The 16,152-nt window shown below is 63.6% G+C and carries 14 protein-coding genes; 4 read left to right on the top strand and 10 right to left on the bottom strand.

Annotated elements, in window-relative coordinates; translation table 11 throughout:
• Window positions 1-23: 23 nt before the first annotated feature.
• The 3 genes from hpaD to OKW20_RS09620 all read right to left on the bottom strand — a co-directional run bounded on the left by hpaD (window position 24) and on the right by OKW20_RS09620 (window position 3,016).
• Entirely contained in the window at window positions 24-1,004 is a 981-nt protein-coding gene (gene hpaD, locus OKW20_RS09630) for a 3,4-dihydroxyphenylacetate 2,3-dioxygenase (protein WP_429171790.1), read from the bottom strand.
• A 34-nt stretch (window positions 1,005-1,038) separates the two neighbouring features.
• Window positions 1,039-2,556 (bottom strand): 5-carboxymethyl-2-hydroxymuconate semialdehyde dehydrogenase, encoded by a 1,518-nt coding sequence (gene hpaE, locus OKW20_RS09625; RefSeq protein WP_429171788.1) that lies wholly within the window; start codon window positions 2,554-2,556, stop codon window positions 1,039-1,041.
• Between the two features lie 67 nt (window positions 2,557-2,623).
• Entirely contained in the window at window positions 2,624-3,016 is a 393-nt protein-coding gene (locus OKW20_RS09620) for a 5-carboxymethyl-2-hydroxymuconate Delta-isomerase (protein ID WP_429171786.1), read from the bottom strand.
• 108 nt (window positions 3,017-3,124) lie between these two features.
• On the opposite strand from OKW20_RS09620, the gene hpaR reads away from it, so the two are divergent.
• Complete coding sequence (gene hpaR / locus OKW20_RS09615; protein WP_429171784.1) at window positions 3,125-3,613, top strand: homoprotocatechuate degradation operon regulator HpaR; 489 nt, start codon at window positions 3,125-3,127, stop codon at window positions 3,611-3,613.
• 20 nt (window positions 3,614-3,633) lie between these two features.
• Here hpaR and OKW20_RS09610 read toward each other — a convergent pair whose 3' ends face one another.
• Genes OKW20_RS09610 through OKW20_RS09585 form a run of 6 tightly spaced genes read right to left on the bottom strand, consistent with a single transcriptional unit; the run spans window position 3,634 to window position 10,003 of the window.
• Window positions 3,634-4,644, bottom strand: coding sequence for a phosphotransferase (locus tag OKW20_RS09610; protein WP_429171782.1), 1,011 nt, complete (start codon window positions 4,642-4,644; stop codon window positions 3,634-3,636).
• 7 nt (window positions 4,645-4,651) lie between these two features.
• Window positions 4,652-5,935, bottom strand: coding sequence for an aspartate aminotransferase family protein (locus OKW20_RS09605; RefSeq protein WP_429171780.1), 1,284 nt, complete (start codon window positions 5,933-5,935; stop codon window positions 4,652-4,654).
• Between the two features lie 3 nt (window positions 5,936-5,938).
• Window positions 5,939-7,294 (bottom strand): aspartate aminotransferase family protein, encoded by a 1,356-nt coding sequence (locus OKW20_RS09600; RefSeq protein ID WP_429171778.1) that lies wholly within the window; start codon window positions 7,292-7,294, stop codon window positions 5,939-5,941.
• Window positions 7,295-7,296: 2 nt separating this feature from the next.
• The gene (locus tag OKW20_RS09595; protein WP_429172319.1) at window positions 7,297-7,968 is read right to left on the bottom strand and encodes an HAD family hydrolase; all 672 of its coding nucleotides are present in this window, start codon (window positions 7,966-7,968) and stop codon (window positions 7,297-7,299) included.
• Window positions 7,968-9,221, bottom strand: coding sequence for a Tm-1-like ATP-binding domain-containing protein (locus tag OKW20_RS09590; RefSeq protein ID WP_429171776.1), 1,254 nt, complete (start codon window positions 9,219-9,221; stop codon window positions 7,968-7,970). The genes OKW20_RS09595 and OKW20_RS09590 overlap by 1 nt, the downstream gene beginning before the upstream one ends.
• A complete protein-coding gene (locus OKW20_RS09585) occupies window positions 9,221-10,003 on the bottom strand; it encodes an IclR family transcriptional regulator (RefSeq protein WP_429171774.1) in 783 nt (260 codons plus the stop codon). Before OKW20_RS09585 ends, OKW20_RS09590 begins: the two co-directional genes overlap by 1 nt.
• A 297-nt stretch (window positions 10,004-10,300) precedes the next feature.
• Between OKW20_RS09585 and OKW20_RS09580 the strand changes: the two genes are divergently transcribed.
• Both OKW20_RS09580 and OKW20_RS09575 read left to right on the top strand, forming a co-directional pair.
• Window positions 10,301-11,752 carry an APC family permease gene (locus tag OKW20_RS09580; protein ID WP_429171772.1) on the top strand — a complete coding sequence of 484 codons (1,452 nt, stop codon included), beginning with the start codon at window positions 10,301-10,303 and terminating at the stop codon, window positions 11,750-11,752.
• A 69-nt stretch (window positions 11,753-11,821) separates the two neighbouring features.
• Window positions 11,822-13,300: an aldehyde dehydrogenase gene (locus OKW20_RS09575; RefSeq protein ID WP_429171770.1), complete on the top strand. Its 1,479-nt coding sequence runs from the start codon at window positions 11,822-11,824 to the stop codon at window positions 13,298-13,300.
• 42 nt (window positions 13,301-13,342) lie between these two features.
• On the opposite strand, the gene OKW20_RS09570 is transcribed toward OKW20_RS09575, so the two are convergent.
• The gene (locus tag OKW20_RS09570; RefSeq protein WP_429171769.1) at window positions 13,343-14,245 is read right to left on the bottom strand and encodes a LysR family transcriptional regulator; all 903 of its coding nucleotides are present in this window, start codon (window positions 14,243-14,245) and stop codon (window positions 13,343-13,345) included.
• 175 nt (window positions 14,246-14,420) lie between these two features.
• On the opposite strand from OKW20_RS09570, the gene OKW20_RS09565 reads away from it, so the two are divergent.
• The gene (locus OKW20_RS09565) at window positions 14,421-16,148 is read left to right on the top strand and encodes an amidohydrolase family protein (protein WP_429171767.1); all 1,728 of its coding nucleotides are present in this window, start codon (window positions 14,421-14,423) and stop codon (window positions 16,146-16,148) included.
• Window positions 16,149-16,152: the final 4 nt, after the last annotated feature.

The following is a 16,152-nucleotide window of genomic DNA, read 5'->3' as shown; positions in this document are numbered from 1 at the left end:
GGTGCGCGTCTGCTGGCAAAACGTCAGGGCGCGACGATCGGTTGCGCCTTGAGGATCGAGTCCCTGGCTTCGGCGCCCGAGAAAGAACTGCCTTCCTCGAACCACGATTTTGGCGCCGGTGCGCCCCAGAGCGTCTGGCGCTGAGGGTCCTTCAGATCCCACTTGATCGGCTCGAGATCGGGATCGACGGTCTGGTAGTCGGAGCAATAGATCTCGATGCGGTGACCGTCCGGATCGCGCACATAGAGGAAGAAGGCGTTGGAGATGCCGTGCCGGCCGGGGCCGCGCTCGATGTTGGCCAGCCAGCCAGAGGTCGACATCAGGTCGAGCAGGTCGATGATGTTGAGCGGCGTCGGCACCCAGAAGGCGGTGTGGTGAAGGCGCGGACCGCGGCCGTTGGTAAAGGCGATGTCGTGCACGCCGCCCTTGCGATGGGTCCAGGCAGCCCAGAGACGCCCCGTCTCCTCGTCGGCGGTGTATTCCGTTACCCGGAAACCGATCTCGTTGTAGAAGGCGACGGCTTCGTCGACATCGGGCGAGAAGCAGTTGAAGTGGTCGATGCGCAGCGGCTTCACGCCGCGGTAAAGGGCGTATTTCTGGTGGATCGGCGGCAGCCGGTCCATCTTCGAGTAGAACTCGAGCGGGATGCCCTGGGGATCACGGGTGCGAAAGGTGCGCGACTGGTAGGGACGCTCGATCCACTCGACGGGCAATTCTTTCGCCTTGAAGAAATGCGCCGCCTTTTCGAGATCCTCGTCGCCATAGACCTTGAAGCCGAGATCGCGGGCTTCCGCGCTCGACGCCTTCTTCAGGATGATGCAGTGGTGGCCCCGTTCCTCCATGGCCCGCAGATAAACCGTGTCCGCCGTCTCGTCGGTGACCTGCAGGCCGAGTACGTCGACATAGAAGGCCCGCGATTTGGCGAGATCGGTGACGGCGAGCTCCACATGGCTCAGCCGCACGATGTTGAAGGGCGGGTGAAGGTTCGGTTTCGGCAAGGGCATTGATGTCTCCTCCAGATGTGTAGCCAGCGCGCGCTCAGCCGCCGAGCTTGGCGATCGCATGCGCCGAGCTGGCAAAGGCGATGTTCTTGGTTTCCATGTAAAAGTCGAACGACCAGTCTCCGCCGTCGCGACCAATACCCGAACTCTTGACGCCGCCGAAGGGTGTCGGCAGGTGGCGCACATTCTCCGAGTTCACCCAGATCATCCCGGCTTCGAGGTGATCGGTGAAGCGAAAGGCACGGGTGACGTCCGAGGTCCAGAGATAGCCGGTGAGGCCGTATTGTGTGTCGTTGGCGAGCGAAAGCGCTTCCGCCTCGTCCTTGAACGGAATGGCGGTCAGCACCGGCCCGAATATTTCCTCCTGGGCGATGCGCATGCCGTTGTCGGCGCCCGTGAAAAGCGTCGGGGTCACGTAGCAGCCGCCACCGGGGCCAGCGAACTTCTCGCCACCGGCAGCAACGGTCGCACCTTCCTCGCGGCCGATGCGGATATAGTCGAGCACCTTCTTCTCATGCACAGGGTGAATGAGCGGACCGACGACGGTTTCCGGGTCGAGCGGGTGGCCGACCTTGATGCGCTTGGCCTTTTCGGCGACGAGCGTCGTGAAGCGATCATAGATGCTGTCCTCGACGAGCAGGCGCGAGGACGAGGTGCAGCGTTCGCCGTTCAGCGAGTAGATCATGAAGACCGCGGCGTCGGCGGCGCGCTCAAGATCGGCATCGGCAAAGACGATGACCGGGTTCTTGCCGCCAAGTTCGAAATGCACGCGCTTCAAGGTCTCAGCACCCTGCTTCATGATCATCGAGCCGGTGCGGCTTTCGCCGACGAAGCCGATCGCCTTGATATCCGGATGTTCGGTGAGCGCCCGGCCGGCATCCTCGCCGAAACCGTTGACGAGGTTCCAGACACCCTTGGGCAGGCCCGCTTCCTCGGCGATCTCGACCAGCAGCCGCGCCGTCAGCGGCGAGAATTCCGCCGGCTTGTGCACGACCGTGCAGCCGGCGGCGAGCGCCGGGGCGATCTTCCAGGTCGACAGCATGAAGGGCGTGTTCCACGGGGTGATGATGCCGACCGGGCCGATCGGCACGCGCGTCGTCATGTTGATCTGGTTTCCGCCGCGCAGCACCTTGCCGTCGCGTGCCTCCGGCGCCCGGTCGGCGAAGAAGCGGAAGTTTTCCGCACCGCGCAGCGCCGCCTTGGCCATGAACTTCAGCGACTGTCCGGTATCCATGCACTCGACGAAAGCGATCTCCTCGGCGCGGGCGACGATCGCGTCGGCGATTTTGTGCAGGAGTTTCTTGCGTGTCTCGCCCGGCATCGCGGCCCATTCGGCGAAGGCCGCTTTCGCGGCCCTGGCGGCGCGGTCGATATCGGCTGCCTTGCCACGCGCGATCTTTGCCAGCGGCTTCAAATCGACAGGCGAAATGGTCTCGAAGGTCTCGCCATCGAGCGAAGGGACTGCCTCGCCGTTGATGTGGTTGAGCACGCCTTCGCTTTTGAAGCGGGCAAGGTAGCGTTCCGCCTTGGCGAGGTTTTCGTCGAGCTTGGACATGGTGTTCTCCGATGCTGGCGCAGACTTTCGCCGCGCACTGCTGTCTTTTTGAGGGAAACGGTCGCGCTCAGCCTTTGGAGGCGCGCAGCCTGGGGTGAATGGCGTTCTTCTTCCAGCTCAGATCCGGGTCGATCTCACGGATTTCGAGGCTGAGCGCGAAATGCGGCGTGGCGAAAAGCGCGGAAAGTTCGTCGCTCACGGCCTTGAAGATCGCTTCTCCGGTCGCCTTCTTCTCAGCCTCCGTGCGCCCGCGGCCGATGCGGAAGGACATGTCGATGAAGCCGTTCTCGGGCAGGAGGTCGGCGATCGCGTAGTCGAGGCTCCGGATCGTGCGCACCCTGACGGCGCCGAGCTCGAAAAGGCCGGTGCCGAGGATCGTCCTGTGAACGGTCCGGCAAAGCCGGGCAAAGTCGACCTTGGTGTCGAGATTGCCGGAATATTCGATTGTCAGGTGCGGCATCTTTCCTCCCGATGCGCCATGATTTAATTAACACGTTAATGAAATTGGCGACCGTGTCAAGTAACTCTCTTTCAGCACTTGTGGCTGACAATTGCGGAACGACCGAAAATGTCCGATAGAGCGCTTATGAGCCGTGAGAAAACCAAGACCGATCTCGGTCCCGACGCCCTTCTGCCGCACAATACGCGCCGATCGCTGCCGATCGCGCTGCTGCGAGCGCGCGAAGCGGTCATGGCGCATTTCCGCCCCATGCTCGCCCGTCACGATATCACCGAGCAGCAGTGGCGGGTGATCCGCATCCTCGCCGAGGCCGGCCGGGTCGATGCCTCCGAAATGGCCGACAAGGCTTTCATCCTGGCGCCCAGCCTGACGCGCATCATCCGCTCGCTTGAGGAGCGCGGCCTGATCACCAAGCACAAGGACGCCGAGGACGGACGCCGCGTGCTTCTCGAGATCGCGCCGGAGGGCATGCGGGTGATCGCCGATGTCAGCCCGGAAAGCCGCGCGATCTACGAGCAGCTCGAAGCTCGCTATGGCCACGAACGTGTCGAAGTTCTGCTCGACATGCTCGACGAGCTTGCCACCCTCAACGACTGAGGGCTGCGACAGCGCCCGGATCACCGGAAAGCCAGTTCTTCGGCAAGCGCCAGCGTCTCGTCGGCGTAGCGCCGGACGCGCTCGCGGGCGCCCGGCAATTCCGGTCGTGCGGCAAACCAGCCGATATAGGTGAGGCTGCGAAGCACGAGAAAAAGCGGCAGGTGGGAGAGCGCTTCGTCCGGCAGGGCACGCCGGCTGCGATAGCCTGAGATCAGCGCGGATTGGATCGCCTCGTATGCCGGCTCGCGGCGGTTCTTCAACAGAGCGGTGGCGATGTCGAACAGGCGAAAGCCACGGCCGGCATCATCGAAATCGATGAAGGTCACGGCGTTCTCGGCGACCAGAACGTTTTCCCGAACAAGATCCGCATGGATCAATCCAAAATCCTGAGCCGGAGTTGGCAGCGTTGCCAAGTGCCGCCGGAGATCATGGCGCAATGCCGAAAGCGCTGAGGCCTGCGCCGAAGACAGGCCGTCGCAGTCCCAGAACCTTCCCCAAAGCGGTCGCTCGCCAAGCAGGCCGTCCGCATCCCAGACTGGACGCCAGAACTCCGCAGGGGGCGCCCAGCGGTCGGCAATGTCGTGCATTCGGGCCATCGATGCGCCGAGTGCGGCAAAGATCGTGCCGAGCCTTTCCGGCGGAAGGGCCAGCGCTTTGCCGCTTTCGCCCAATGGTTCGCCGTCCATCCAGCCGATGACATCGGCGTGCTGCGCGGCAAACGCTCCATCTTCCGGTAGAGCGACAAGCAACCGCCCGTCCACTGCCGCGATCGGCTGCGGCACAGCAAGACCGCCATCGCCGAGTGCTGACATCAATTGCAGTTCCGAGCGGAGCGCATCCTCGCCGTGATAGCCGGCACGGTGCAGCCGCAGTGCCGCCAGGCGGCCATCCGCGAGGCGGACGCGAAACACCGCGTTTTCGCGGTATTTCAGAAGTTCCGGCCGTTGGTCGGCGACACCCCAGTGCGTAAGCGCCTGGCACGCGCGCCTGTCGAGCGCGGCGCGAAAGTACGGAGGCAGGTCGGCGGCCATCGTCGGCTCACAGACCCGAAACCACGTCGTCGAGCGTCGACAGCATGAAGTCGGCGTTGTCGCGCGTGAAGGGCATCGGTGGCCGGATCTTCGTCGTGCATTGATGGATGCCGAGCTTGCCCATCAGGATGCCGCGGTCGCGCATGCCGTTGATTACTCGGGTCGCGAGATCGCTGGCCGGCGTTTTGGCTCCGCGGTCGGTGACGAGTTCTGCGCCGAAAAACAGGCCGCTGCCCCTGATGTCGCCGATCACCCCGTGTTTGTCCGCAAGTCGCGTTAGGCCCGCCTTGGCGTAAGCACCGACGTCTGCGGCATTGTCGATCAGCTTTTCGTCTTCGATCACGTCCAGCACCGCCATGGCCGCGGCACAGGATACCGGGTTGCCGCCGAAGGTGTTGAAGTAGCGAAACGCTTTGCGGAAGGCGTTGAGCGTCTGTGCGCCCGCAACCACGCCGCCGATCGGGTGGCCATTGCCCATCGGTTTTCCAAGCGTGACGATGTCCGGCACGAATCCTGCTTTCTGGTGCCCCCACATATGCCCGCCGGTGCGGCCGAAGCCCGGCTGAACCTCGTCGGCAATCACAAGACCGCCGGCCTTTCTGACGGCGGCAACCGCGCCTTCGAGAAATCCCGATGGCAACCCCGGAAAGCCCTCATTGGCGAAGAAGGGATCGATGATCAGCGCCGAGAAGCCGAAAGGGCTTTCCTGCAGCGAGGCGATCGCCTCCTCCACCTTGGCGGTAAACGCCGCGGCAAAGGCCGCGCCCGGCTCGCCACCGAGCGGCCGGTAGCTGTCGGGTGCCGGCACGTGGCGGACATGGCCGCCGAAACCGCCGACCGGCGGCATGCGGGTCGAAAGCTGCGACACGGCCGAGGTGTTGCCATGATAGGTATGGTCGGTGGCGATGACCCCGGTCTTGCCGGTCACGGCTTGAGCCATGCGCAGCGCCACGTCGTTCGCCTCGCTACCGGTACAGGTGAGGATCGCCGTGTCGAGGCTTCTATCGAAGGTGGCGGTCAGCCGTTCGACATAGTCGAGGATGCCTTCATGCAGATAGCGGGTGTGGGTGTTGAGGATCGACGCCTGCCTTGCGATCGCCTCGGTGACCCGCGGATGGCAATGACCGACATGCGGCACGTTGTTGTAGCAGTCGAGGTAACGGCGGCCGTCGGCGTCATAGAGCCAGACACCTTCGCCACGCACCAGATGCACCGGCTCCTCGTAGAACAGCGACATGTTGCGCCCGAGCAGCCGCTCGCGGCGCGCGATCAGGTCCCGATTGTCGGTCATGTCCTATCCTCTCGCGGCGGTGAGGCCGGCATCGAGAGCCGTCAGAATGCGGGCAACGTCGTTCGCGGTGATAATCAGCGGCGGCGAGAGGATGACGTTGGCGCCCGAGGTCCGCACCATCACGCCGGCGTCATAGGTCACGTCCTGCACCTTCTGCACGACGTCCTTGGCGGCACCGGTCTTCCTGTCGCGATCGGAAACCAGTTCGAGCGCACACATCAGTCCCCTGCCGCGCACATCGCCAACCAGTTCGTGCCGATCCTTGAGTGCTTGAAGACCGGCCATTAGCTCCTCGCCGCGCGCGCCGGCATTCGCGGCCACGTTCTGCTTGCGTGTCTCCTTCAGCGTTGCGAGCGCTGCCGCGGCGCCGACCGGATGGCCGGAGTAGGTATAGCCGTGGCCGATCGATCCGGCGGCTGTCTTGTTGCTTTCGAACACTTGCGCGACCTTGTCGGCGATCATGACTGCGCCGAACGGATAGTAGCCGTTGGTGATCGCCTTGGCGGTCGACATGAAGTCCGGCTTCACGCCCCAAAGACGCGAGCCTGTCCAGGCGCCGGTGCGGCCGAAGGCAGTGATCACTTCGTCGGCAATCAGCAGGATACCGTGCCGGTCGCAGATCTCGCGCATCAGCGGCATGAAGGTCTCGTGCGGAACGATCACACCGCCAGCGCCGAGCACCGGTTCCATGATCAGTGCCGCGATCGTGTCGGCTCCCTGGAAGGCGATCTCGTCTTCGAAGAGCCGGGCAATGGACTTGGCGATGACCGCACCGTCGGTCGTGTCGAACGGGTTGCGGTAGGTGTAGGGCGCCGGCAGATGGAAAACGCCCGGAAGCAGCGGCTCGTAGTTGCGACGGAAATTGGCATTGCCATTGACCGAGGCGCCGCCGAAATGGGTGCCGTGATAGCCCTTCTTCAGCGCCACGAACTTGGTGCGCTCCGGCTGGCCGTTGAGCTTGTGGTACTGGCGGGCGAGACGCAGGCAGGTCTCGACCGAGTCCGAACCGCCCGAGGTGAAGAAGGACCGGGTGAGGCCATCCTCGCGGAACCATTCGGCGAGCTCGTAGGAAAGCTCGATCAGCGGCGAATTGGTGGTGCCGCGGAAGGTCGAATAGTAGGGCAGGTCGTCGAGCTGGCGGCGGATCGCTTCCTTCACCGGTTCGCAGGAATAGCCGAGATTGACGTTCCAGAGGCCGCCGACGGCATCGAGCACCTTCTTGCCGTGGATGTCGATGATCTCGACGCCTTCGCCGGCATTGATGATGCGCGGCGGTGTTGCCTGCATCTCGGCCGGATGCGCCATAGGATGCCAGAGGTGGCGGGCGTTGTTCTCGATGAGGAAGTTGGTTTCGCGCATGGTCATGCTCCTGTCAGTTCAAGGCCAAGCATCCGAAGTGCTTTGGCATAGCTTTCCGCGGGCCGGGTGACATCGAAATGGACGTGAGGCAGGCCGACGGCCTGCGCACCCTCGATGTTCTTCGACTGGTCATCCACGAAGACACAGGCCTCGCGCGGCAAATTGAGCTGGCTCAGCACCAGCTCGTAGGCGCGCGGGTCGGGTTTCAGGATGTTGGTGTAGGTGGCGTCGACGATCGTCTCGAAGAGCTCGATCAGGGGAAAGCGCTCTCGGAAGGCGACGCCATAGAAAAGGTCGAGCTCGTTGGAGAGGATGGCGAGCCGGATGCCGGCCCCATGGGCGGCGAGGATCGCGTCGCGTGCCTCCGGTCGGAGCACGAGTTCCGGCTCCGCCCCGCGCGCACGCTGCACGAAAGTCTTCATGTCGCTCCAGTCTTCACCGAGCAGTTGTCCGACCTCGCGGGTGCGTGTCGTCCAGTAGTCCCGTTCTGTTATCTCGCGCCGCTGCATGGCGGCCCAGAGCGGATCGGTCGCGGGGTCGAACGGCCCGCGCCAGGTGAGCGTGCCCGGCGCAAGGCCGAGTGTGCGTTCGGTGACGTCGTGTGTTTCGAACAGCGTACGGGTGACGACGCCGCCAAAGTCGAGGATCAATGCCTTTTCGGCCATGCTCTCCATCATGGACGGCCCTCGGGCACGATGCCGCGCGCCACCCAGTCGTCGAAGATCGCCAGTGCTGCCTTCGAAAATTCCGGCGCGTTGATGTGGCTGTCGACCTCGTGCAGTGCGACACTTGGTGGAATGGACCGGCGCATTTCGTCGATGAAGGCGTCGAGCGCTTCCGGCTCATGCAGCGGCTCGTCCGGCTGGTCCCATTCCTGGATGCCCTTCAGCGGCAGGATGAAGGCGACTTCGGCACCGGTGCCGGCAAGTTTGCCGCCGATGACGCGGGCGATCTCGCGCCGCCCTTCGGCTGAGGTCGTCACCGAGCCGAGCAGCCGGTTATGGGCATGATAGGGACGGTCGGCGAAAGCTTCGGGAACGGGTTGCCAGGCCGGCAGGTCAACCATGTCGACGGCGCCGGGTGCGATGATCTGCGGTATGCCGGCGCGCCCGGCATTCTCCAGCCGGTCCGGGCCGGAGGTGACAACCGTGCCGTGGTGATGGTTGCTGACCTCCTGGATGCAGAAGTCGAAGACGACCGTGAAGCCCTTCTCGGCGGCAATGGCCTCGAAGGCGCGCCCGCCCATGCCGGTCGAATGGAAGACCGCGACGTCATAGCCGCGACGTTCGAGCTCGGGCTTCAGGTATTTCATGTATTTGAGGCAGCTCGACCCGAGCGAGGTCATGCCGATCAGCGGCCGCGATCCGTCCGGCTTTGTACCGAAACGGGCCGCACCGACGACCGCGCCGCAGGCCTGCGAAAGAACGGAACGGCAGATGCCGTTGAGACCGTAGAGACCGCCGGCCCAGAGGATCATCATCAGGTCGGGGGCGATGCGCTCCGGCGGAAGCAAGTGCGAATAGGCAATCGTCGAGACGATGAATTTCGGCACGCCGAGCGGCAGGGCAGCGGCAACATCGAGCGCGAGATCGGTGCCCATGGAGCCGCCGAGGATGATGACACCATCGGCCTGGCCAGCCTGATAGAGCGAGCGGGTGAGGGCGGAAGCACCTTCCGCCATCAGCGCCATGGCGCTGTGTTCGTCGCCGCTGGATGCGATCGCGGCGATCGTGACACCGGCCGCTTCGGCGATGTCGTGGCGCGAGTATTCCGGCTGGTATGGCGGGTCGCCGAGAATGCTGACATCCATCATCACAGGCAATCCGCCGGCTTCGCGGATGACGGACGCCATGAACTGGAGTTCGTCGCATTTGGTGTCTCCCGTACCCACGACCAGGATATTGGGGAGACGGTTCATTGCATTCATCAGCCGGCCCTCCTTGCCAGCGGATCGGCAGCAACCTGCTCCAACCCGAAAAGTCTTTCGGAAATGCGTCTGGCCGTTGCCATCGCGGCACGGCCCATCTGTTCCACCGTCTCCTTGTCGGCCCGTGTCGCGGGAGCGGCGATCGCGATCGCGCCAACCGGCGTGCTGCCGGGCGCACGGATCGGGGCGGCGACGCTGACGACGCCGGTTTCGAGCCCGTGATGGCAGATCGAGTAGCCGCGCCGGAGCGTCTCGCCGAGTGTCTGGCGCAGCGCCGCCGGGTCGGTCAGCGTGTGGTCGGTAAAGGCTTGAAGCGGCGCCGAAAGCGCCGCGTCGATGTCCTTCTGCGGGCAGAAAGCGAGAAAGCCGAGACCGGATGCGGTCGCGTGGAAGGGCAGGATGCTGCCGACATCGACGATAACGCGATGGGCGCGTTGCGAGTCTTCCACATGGATGGTTGAGAGGCGGCCGGCTGCGTATTCGGAGAGGTGAACGGTCTCGCCCGCAAGGCCTGCGAGTTCCCGCGCAAAAGGCGTCGCGACGCTCAGATAAGGAAAACGCGCCTCGCGGATGCGAGCAAGCCGCACCGGCGCGCCGCCGAGGCGATAGCGCCGCGTTTCCATGTCCTGCTCGACGAAGCCGTGCTTTTCCAGTTCGACAAGGAAGCGCCTGGCCGTCGCCTTGTCGAGCCCGCAGTGGCGGGCGATGTCGCTCAAGCCCGCCTCCTTCTCCAGGCGCGAGATCGCGTCGAGCAAAGTCAGGGCCTTACCGATGGTGCTCATCCATTCCTCCGTTGTCGAGCGCCCCGTCAGTCCTCTCGCCTGTTCCCTCCTAAGGAGCGGTAGACCCGCTCTCCCGGTCGTTTTGGGTCGAGATACTTAACATGCGAAATAACTTGACAGGGCCAGATGCAATTTGCAAGTCTATATTTGAAGCTGAGGTTCAAATAATGAACCGAAAGACTTGCGCGGCAAAGACAAAAAGCAAGCCCCGCGCCTCAAGTCCGCTTCAGGGAGCAGCCGCCGGAGAGAAGGACCGGAGGCGAAAAGGCGTTCGCGCCAGCAAGGGGAGCCAAGACCATGACCAATTCACCCACGCCCGTGACCGGGGCGAACCAATTGCGCAAGAACGCCCTTGGCGTCGGCGCCGTCACCTTTCTCGTCGTTTCCGCCGCCGCACCGCTGACCGCGGTTGCCGGCGGCGTTCCATTGTCGATGATGCTTGGAAACGGCGCCGGCATTCCCGGCACCTTCCTGATCGTCACACTGATCCTGCTTCTGTTCTCGGTCGGCTATGTCGCGATGGCGCGGCACATCCGCAACGCCGGTGCCTTTTACGCCTATACGGCCCAAGGCCTCGGCGGGCTGATGGGCGGTGCCGCCGCGATGATCGCGATCCTCGCCTATAACGCCATGCAGATCGGGGTCTTCGGCCTCTTCGGCGCGGCGACGGCGGGGCTCTTCGCCGGCCTGGGGATCGATTTCCCCTGGTGGGTCTGGACCTTCGTCGGCATCGCAGCTGTCGGCATTCTCGGCTATCGCCGCGTCGACCTTTCGGCCAAGGTGCTGACCGTCCTCGTCATCCTCGAATATCTCGTCGTGCTCGTCATCGATGTCGCGATCCTCGCCAAGGGTGGTGACGGCGGCTTGGGCACGGTCTCGTTCACCCCCTCGGCCATCCTCTCCGGCTCGCCTTCGATCGGCATTCTCTTCTGCTTCGCCGCCTTCATCGGCTTCGAGGCGACGACGATCTATAGCGAAGAGGCCCGCGATCCGGAAAAGACCGTACCGCGCGCGACCTATATCTCCGTGCTGATCATTGGCATTTTCTACATGTTCACATCCTGGCTGATGGTGAACGCCGCCGGCGCGGACAAGCTGGTGCCCGAACTGCAGGGCCTTGCCGATCCGACCACCTTCCTCTTCGGCCTCGCCGAACGTTATGCCGGTGGCTGGCTGCCGCCGTTGATGAACGTGCTCTTCGTCACCAGCCTCTTTGCCGGCGTGCTGGCGTTCCACAACGGTGTCGCCCGCTACCTCTACGTCGCCGGCCGCGAACGCCTGCTGCCTGCCTCGATCGGCGTCACGCATCCGGTCTACCACAGCCCGCATGTCGGCTCGCTGATCCAGACCGTCATTGCCGTCCTCGTCGTCGCGCTCTTTGCAGCGACGGGACAGGACCCGGTGCTGGCGCTCTTCTCGTGGCTCACCAATGTCGGCACGCTCGCCGTCATGACGCTGATGGCCTTCACCGCCTTTGCCATCGTCGCCTTCTTTGGCCGCAATCCCGGGCTTGAAACGAACCCGCTGGTCACCAAGGTCATTCCTGTTATCACCGGCTTGATCCTCGTTGCCGTCATCATCGCGATCGCGGCCAATTTCGGCGATCTCGCCGGCGCCACCGGCATGCTCGCCGTCTTCCTGCCGGGGCTCGTCGTGATCTTCGGGGTCATCGGGCTCTTCCTGGCGGCATCGCTGAAATCGGGCAACCCGATCGAGTTCGCCCGCCTGGGCGCCGGCCAGGAGATCTGATCTCTCGGGAGCATCGCTTTTGGGCATGGCGGCTCGCCGCCATGCCTGCAACAAACGGGACAGGACACCATGCAGGACAAGATCGATCAATTGCGCAACCTGCCCGTCGCGGCTCAAAAATTGTTCATCGGCGGCCGTTGGCAGGAGAGCCTCTTGGGCGAGACGCTCGAGGTCGTCTCGCCGATCGACGGTCGGCATCTGACGACGATTGCCGATGCGGCAGCCGGTGATGTCGATGCGGCGGTTCGCGCGGCGCGCGCCGCTTTCGAGAAGGGAAGCTGGTCGAAGGCTGCCCCGGCGCAACGCAAAAAGGTTCTGACACGCATTGCCGAGATCATCGAGGCGCACGCGCTGGAACTGGCCGTTCTCGGCGTGCGCGACAACGGCACCGAAATCTCGATGGCGCTGAAGGCGGAGTCCGGCAGTGCTGCCGGCACATTCCGCTACTATGCCGAGGCGCTCGACAAGGTCTATGGCGAGATCGCGCCGACGGCCGACAACATCCTCGGCCTCATTCATCGCGAGCCGGTCGGTGTCGTCGCCGCGATCGTTCCCTGGAATTTCCCGCTGATGATCGGCGCCTGGAAGATCGCGCCGGCGCTCGCCGCCGGCAATTCCGTCGTGCTGAAGCCTGCCGAGGGCGCATCGCTCAGCCTGCTGAGGCTCGCTGAGATCTGCGCCGAGGCCGGTTTGCCCGAAGGCGTGTTGAATGTCGTCACCGGCCGCGGCGCGACGACGGGCGAAGCGATCGGGCTGCATGGCGATATCGATGTTCTCGCATTCACCGGTTCTGGCGGCGTCGGCCGCCGGCTGCTCGAATACTCCGCGCGCTCGAACCTGAAGCGTGTCTACCTCGAACTCGGCGGCAAGTCGCCGAACGTCGTCTTTGCCGACGCGCCGGACCTCGATCAGGCCGCGCGCATCTCTGCCTATGGCATCTTCCGCAATTCCGGCCAGGTCTGTGTGGCAGGCTCCAGGCTGCTGGTCGAGCGCTCCATCCACGAAGCCTTCTCGGCAAAGGTGGCGGCGATCGCGGCAGGCCTGAAGGTCGGCGACCCGCTGCTTCTGTCGACCGAGGCCGGCGCCATCTCCAGCGAGGCGCAGCTTCAGAAGAACCTCGAATTCGTCCGCGAGGCCGAAGGGGAAGGCGCGCGCCTGCGCACTGGCGGCAAGCGCATCCTTGAGGAGACCGGCGGCTGTTATATGCAGCCGACCGTCTTCGACGTCGGGCCCGAAATGAAGTTGGCGAAGGAAGAGGTCTTCGGCCCCGTGCTCGCGGTAATTCCATTCGACGACGAGACGGACGCGCTCCGGATCGCGAACGCGACCGACTATGGCCTCGCCTCCGCTGTCTGGACGGCAAACCTGTCGCGCGCGCACCGCATGGTGCGCGGCATCCGTGCCGGTGTGGTGCACGTCAACACCTATGGCGGTGCCGACAATACGGTGCCGCTCGGCGGTGTCAGACAGTCCGGCAACGGTCACGACAAGTCGCTGCACGCGCTCGACAAATACACCGATCTGAAAACGGCCTGGATTCAACTCTGACCCGGGACGAGAAACCGCGTCGGCGTTGGGCTGGGTAGCCGGCTATTCCACCGTCGCCCGCAAAGCTCGGATGATTTCCTCGGCAAACATCGCGGCGGCGAGGCCGTGGCCGCGCCTTTCCCGCTGCACCAGCGAAAGCACGTTCTTTGCAAAAGTCCGGTCGCGGATCTGCAGGTAGGTCAGCACGCCGTTTCGCTGTTCCTCGGTAATGTCGAACTTGCTGAGGAAGGCGATGCTGTCGCCGGCCGCGGCGAGAAACTTCATGGCCTCGATGGAATTGGTGAGATAGCTTGGCTCGACCGTCAGACCGGCCTCAGCAAAAGCGTCGGCGACGATGCCGTGGATCTGCATCGACTTGTCGGCAAAGATCAGCGGGTAGGGCTGGCAGTAGGCCAGCGGCAATGATTCCATGCCGGCGAGCGGGTGTTCCGGAGCAACGACCGCGCCGAGGCGGGTGTCCATCTTCCAGAGTGTCTCGACCTGCGGCGTCAGCGGGAGACTGAAGGCAAAGCCGAGATCGGCCTCGCCATCGGCCACCGCCTGAACGATCTCGCGGGCAAACATCACCCGGATCGTGATTTTGAGGCGTGGATGGCGTGCGCCGAAGTTTGCCGCCACCTTCGGCACGATGCCGCCCGCAAGGCCGTTCATCGTGGCGATGATCACCTCGCCGCTCTGCAGCGCCTTGATATCGCGGATCTCGGCCTCGACCTGGCTGTATTCCTTCATCGTCCGGCGCACATGCGCAACAAGGATTTCGCCGGCGGGCGTCAGCCGCAGGCCCCGCGGCAGCCGCTCGAACAGCGGTTCGCCGATGTCCTCCTCAAGCTGCAGCACGTGCTTGTTGATGGCCGAGGCAGCGACGTTCAGCCGCTCGCTCGCCCCGCGGATCGAGCCTGAGCGCGCCACCTCGTCGATGTAGCGCAGTACGCGTGAATGCAGCATGGCCTTCCCTCACAAGCGTTCTCGAAAAGCGAACGGTATGAGCAGAAAATACTGCTTTTCGGAAGCGGTGCAATGACTTCTTATGGTTGGCGAGGGGCGCGCTGCCGGCACCGCACCCGCTGAGAATAGCGGGTTATCGGCAGGCGCCGACGACTATGAAAGTGGAGGATTATTCGTGAACCAGACTGAAGCCGCGCATTACGAAAAGGTGCGCGCCATCTTCGATATCCTGAACGGCGAGAGGGAAGCGGATCTTCTCCTGAAGAACCTGAACATTCTCGATGTCCATGGCGAGACCGTCTACCAGGGATCCATTCTCGTCTATGACAAGCGCATCGTTGCGCTCAATCCGGACGAGACCGTCTTGAAGGTTAAGGCGGTTTTCGACGGCAAGGGTCTTTACGCGATCCCCGGCCTGATCGACGCGCATATCCATTTCGAATCCCAGCTCGCGCATCCGACAGCACTCGCCGAGGCGATGGTGCCCTGCGGCACGACGACGATCTATGCCGAATGCCTGGATCTCTTGAGCGCTGCCGGCAAGGAAGGCATCGAAGCCGCCGAGAAACTCTTCAAGGACTACGATCAACTGCCCTACCGGCTCTATGCTTTCGCGCCGGGCAAAAAGACGGCAGCATCCGTGACGGAAGCGGTGCTCAAGATGGAGCCGGTGATCGGCCTCGGGGAATTCGAGCATTTCACCTACAGTTCCGGCAACGACGACGATTTCCGCAAGGCGGCCTGGGTTCGCGCCAAGGGCGGCTTCATGAACGGCCACTGGGGTGTCACCGCGCTCTCCGACATGGTCCTCAACTACCTGCCGGCGATCGGCGTTTCCAACAATCACGACGTCTGGAACGAGAAGGACATCGAAAAGAGCATCCGCTACGGTTTTCCGACGCATATCAAGTTCGGGGTCGGCAGCAGCGAGGTGATCAAGGTGCTCTTGCGCGCCATCGTCGACCGCAAATGGCCGACCGACAACTTCATGCTCTGCACCGACAACATCTCGATCGAGCGACTGCTGACGATGGGCCACATGGATTGGATCATCTCGCTTTGTGCAGAGATGGGCATCAACCCGATCCACGCGATCAAGATGGCAACCTACAACACCGCCCGCTCGTTCCACATGGAAGACAGGATCGGTTCGCTGACGCCCGGCCGCTTCGCCGACATCGTCCTGACGGACAGCCTGTCGAAGATCAACCCGCTCTACGTCTTCAAGGATGGCGAACTGGTCGCAAAGGACCGCAAGCTGCTGAAGAATGCCGAGATCGACTATTCCGGCATGTGCAAGGACGGCGTTAAGGGCCTTGCCGATCTGACGCCGGAACAGCTCGACATCGTGCCGCTCGAGGTGTCGGAAGACGGGACGCGTGCGAAGGTCTATCTCTTCGACGTCTACGGTCGCGGCCACGCGAAGTTCTACCAGGAGATCTGGGTGCCGCTGAAGGACGGCAAGGTCGTCGCCGAACATGACGGTGTGAAGCTGAGCCGGCTGTCGGTCGTCCAGCGTTATGCCGATGGCAAGCGTCACGTCGTCAACGGCCTGTTCAAGGGCGTCTCTCTCGAGCGCGGCGCGGTCGCCACCTTCTGGCCGGCGCCGAAGCCCTATTTTGTCGTCGTCGGTCAGGACAGCGCTGAAATGTGCCATTGCCTCAAGCGGGTCGATACCCATGCCGGCGCCTGCATCGTCACCGAGGAGAAGGTGGAGAAGGCCGTCATGCCGCTCGAGATCTATGGCGTCATGGCAAACATGAGCGTCGAGGAACTGACGGCCAGCGCCGCGGCGATCGACGCAGCGCTCGAAGCTCTCGGCAACCGCAACGAAGGCGAACCGGTGGTCAACAAGCTGCTCAGCCTGTTCATCTCGTTGCACCGCTTCCGCTTCATGGCATAGGAGC

The sequence above is a fragment of the Ensifer sp. LBL genome, assembly GCF_050435225.1.
Classification (GTDB): Bacteria; Pseudomonadota; Alphaproteobacteria; order Rhizobiales; family Rhizobiaceae; genus Ensifer.
This window is presented reverse-complemented; position numbering and strand designations above follow the sequence as displayed.

Bases quoted from the DNA above. Each gene is read 5' to 3' on its own strand.
- hpaD (WP_429171790.1), bottom strand. From the start codon at position 1,004: ATGCCCTTGCCGAAACCGAACCTTCACCCGCCCTTCAACATCGTGCGG.
- hpaE (WP_429171788.1), bottom strand. From the start codon at position 2,556: ATGTCCAAGCTCGACGAAAACCTCGCCAAGGCGGAACGCTACCTTGCC.
- OKW20_RS09620 (WP_429171786.1), bottom strand. From the start codon at position 3,016: ATGCCGCACCTGACAATCGAATATTCCGGCAATCTCGACACCAAGGTC.
- hpaR (WP_429171784.1), top strand. From the start codon at position 3,125: ATGTCCGATAGAGCGCTTATGAGCCGTGAGAAAACCAAGACCGATCTC.
- OKW20_RS09610 (WP_429171782.1), bottom strand. From the start codon at position 4,644: ATGGCCGCCGACCTGCCTCCGTACTTTCGCGCCGCGCTCGACAGGCGC.
- OKW20_RS09605 (WP_429171780.1), bottom strand. From the start codon at position 5,935: ATGACCGACAATCGGGACCTGATCGCGCGCCGCGAGCGGCTGCTCGGG.
- OKW20_RS09600 (WP_429171778.1), bottom strand. From the start codon at position 7,294: ATGCGCGAAACCAACTTCCTCATCGAGAACAACGCCCGCCACCTCTGG.
- OKW20_RS09595 (WP_429172319.1), bottom strand. From the start codon at position 7,968: ATGGAGAGCATGGCCGAAAAGGCATTGATCCTCGACTTTGGCGGCGTC.
- OKW20_RS09590 (WP_429171776.1), bottom strand. From the start codon at position 9,221: ATGAATGCAATGAACCGTCTCCCCAATATCCTGGTCGTGGGTACGGGA.
- OKW20_RS09585 (WP_429171774.1), bottom strand. From the start codon at position 10,003: ATGAGCACCATCGGTAAGGCCCTGACTTTGCTCGACGCGATCTCGCGC.
- OKW20_RS09580 (WP_429171772.1), top strand. From the start codon at position 10,301: ATGACCAATTCACCCACGCCCGTGACCGGGGCGAACCAATTGCGCAAG.
- OKW20_RS09575 (WP_429171770.1), top strand. From the start codon at position 11,822: ATGCAGGACAAGATCGATCAATTGCGCAACCTGCCCGTCGCGGCTCAA.
- OKW20_RS09570 (WP_429171769.1), bottom strand. From the start codon at position 14,245: ATGCTGCATTCACGCGTACTGCGCTACATCGACGAGGTGGCGCGCTCA.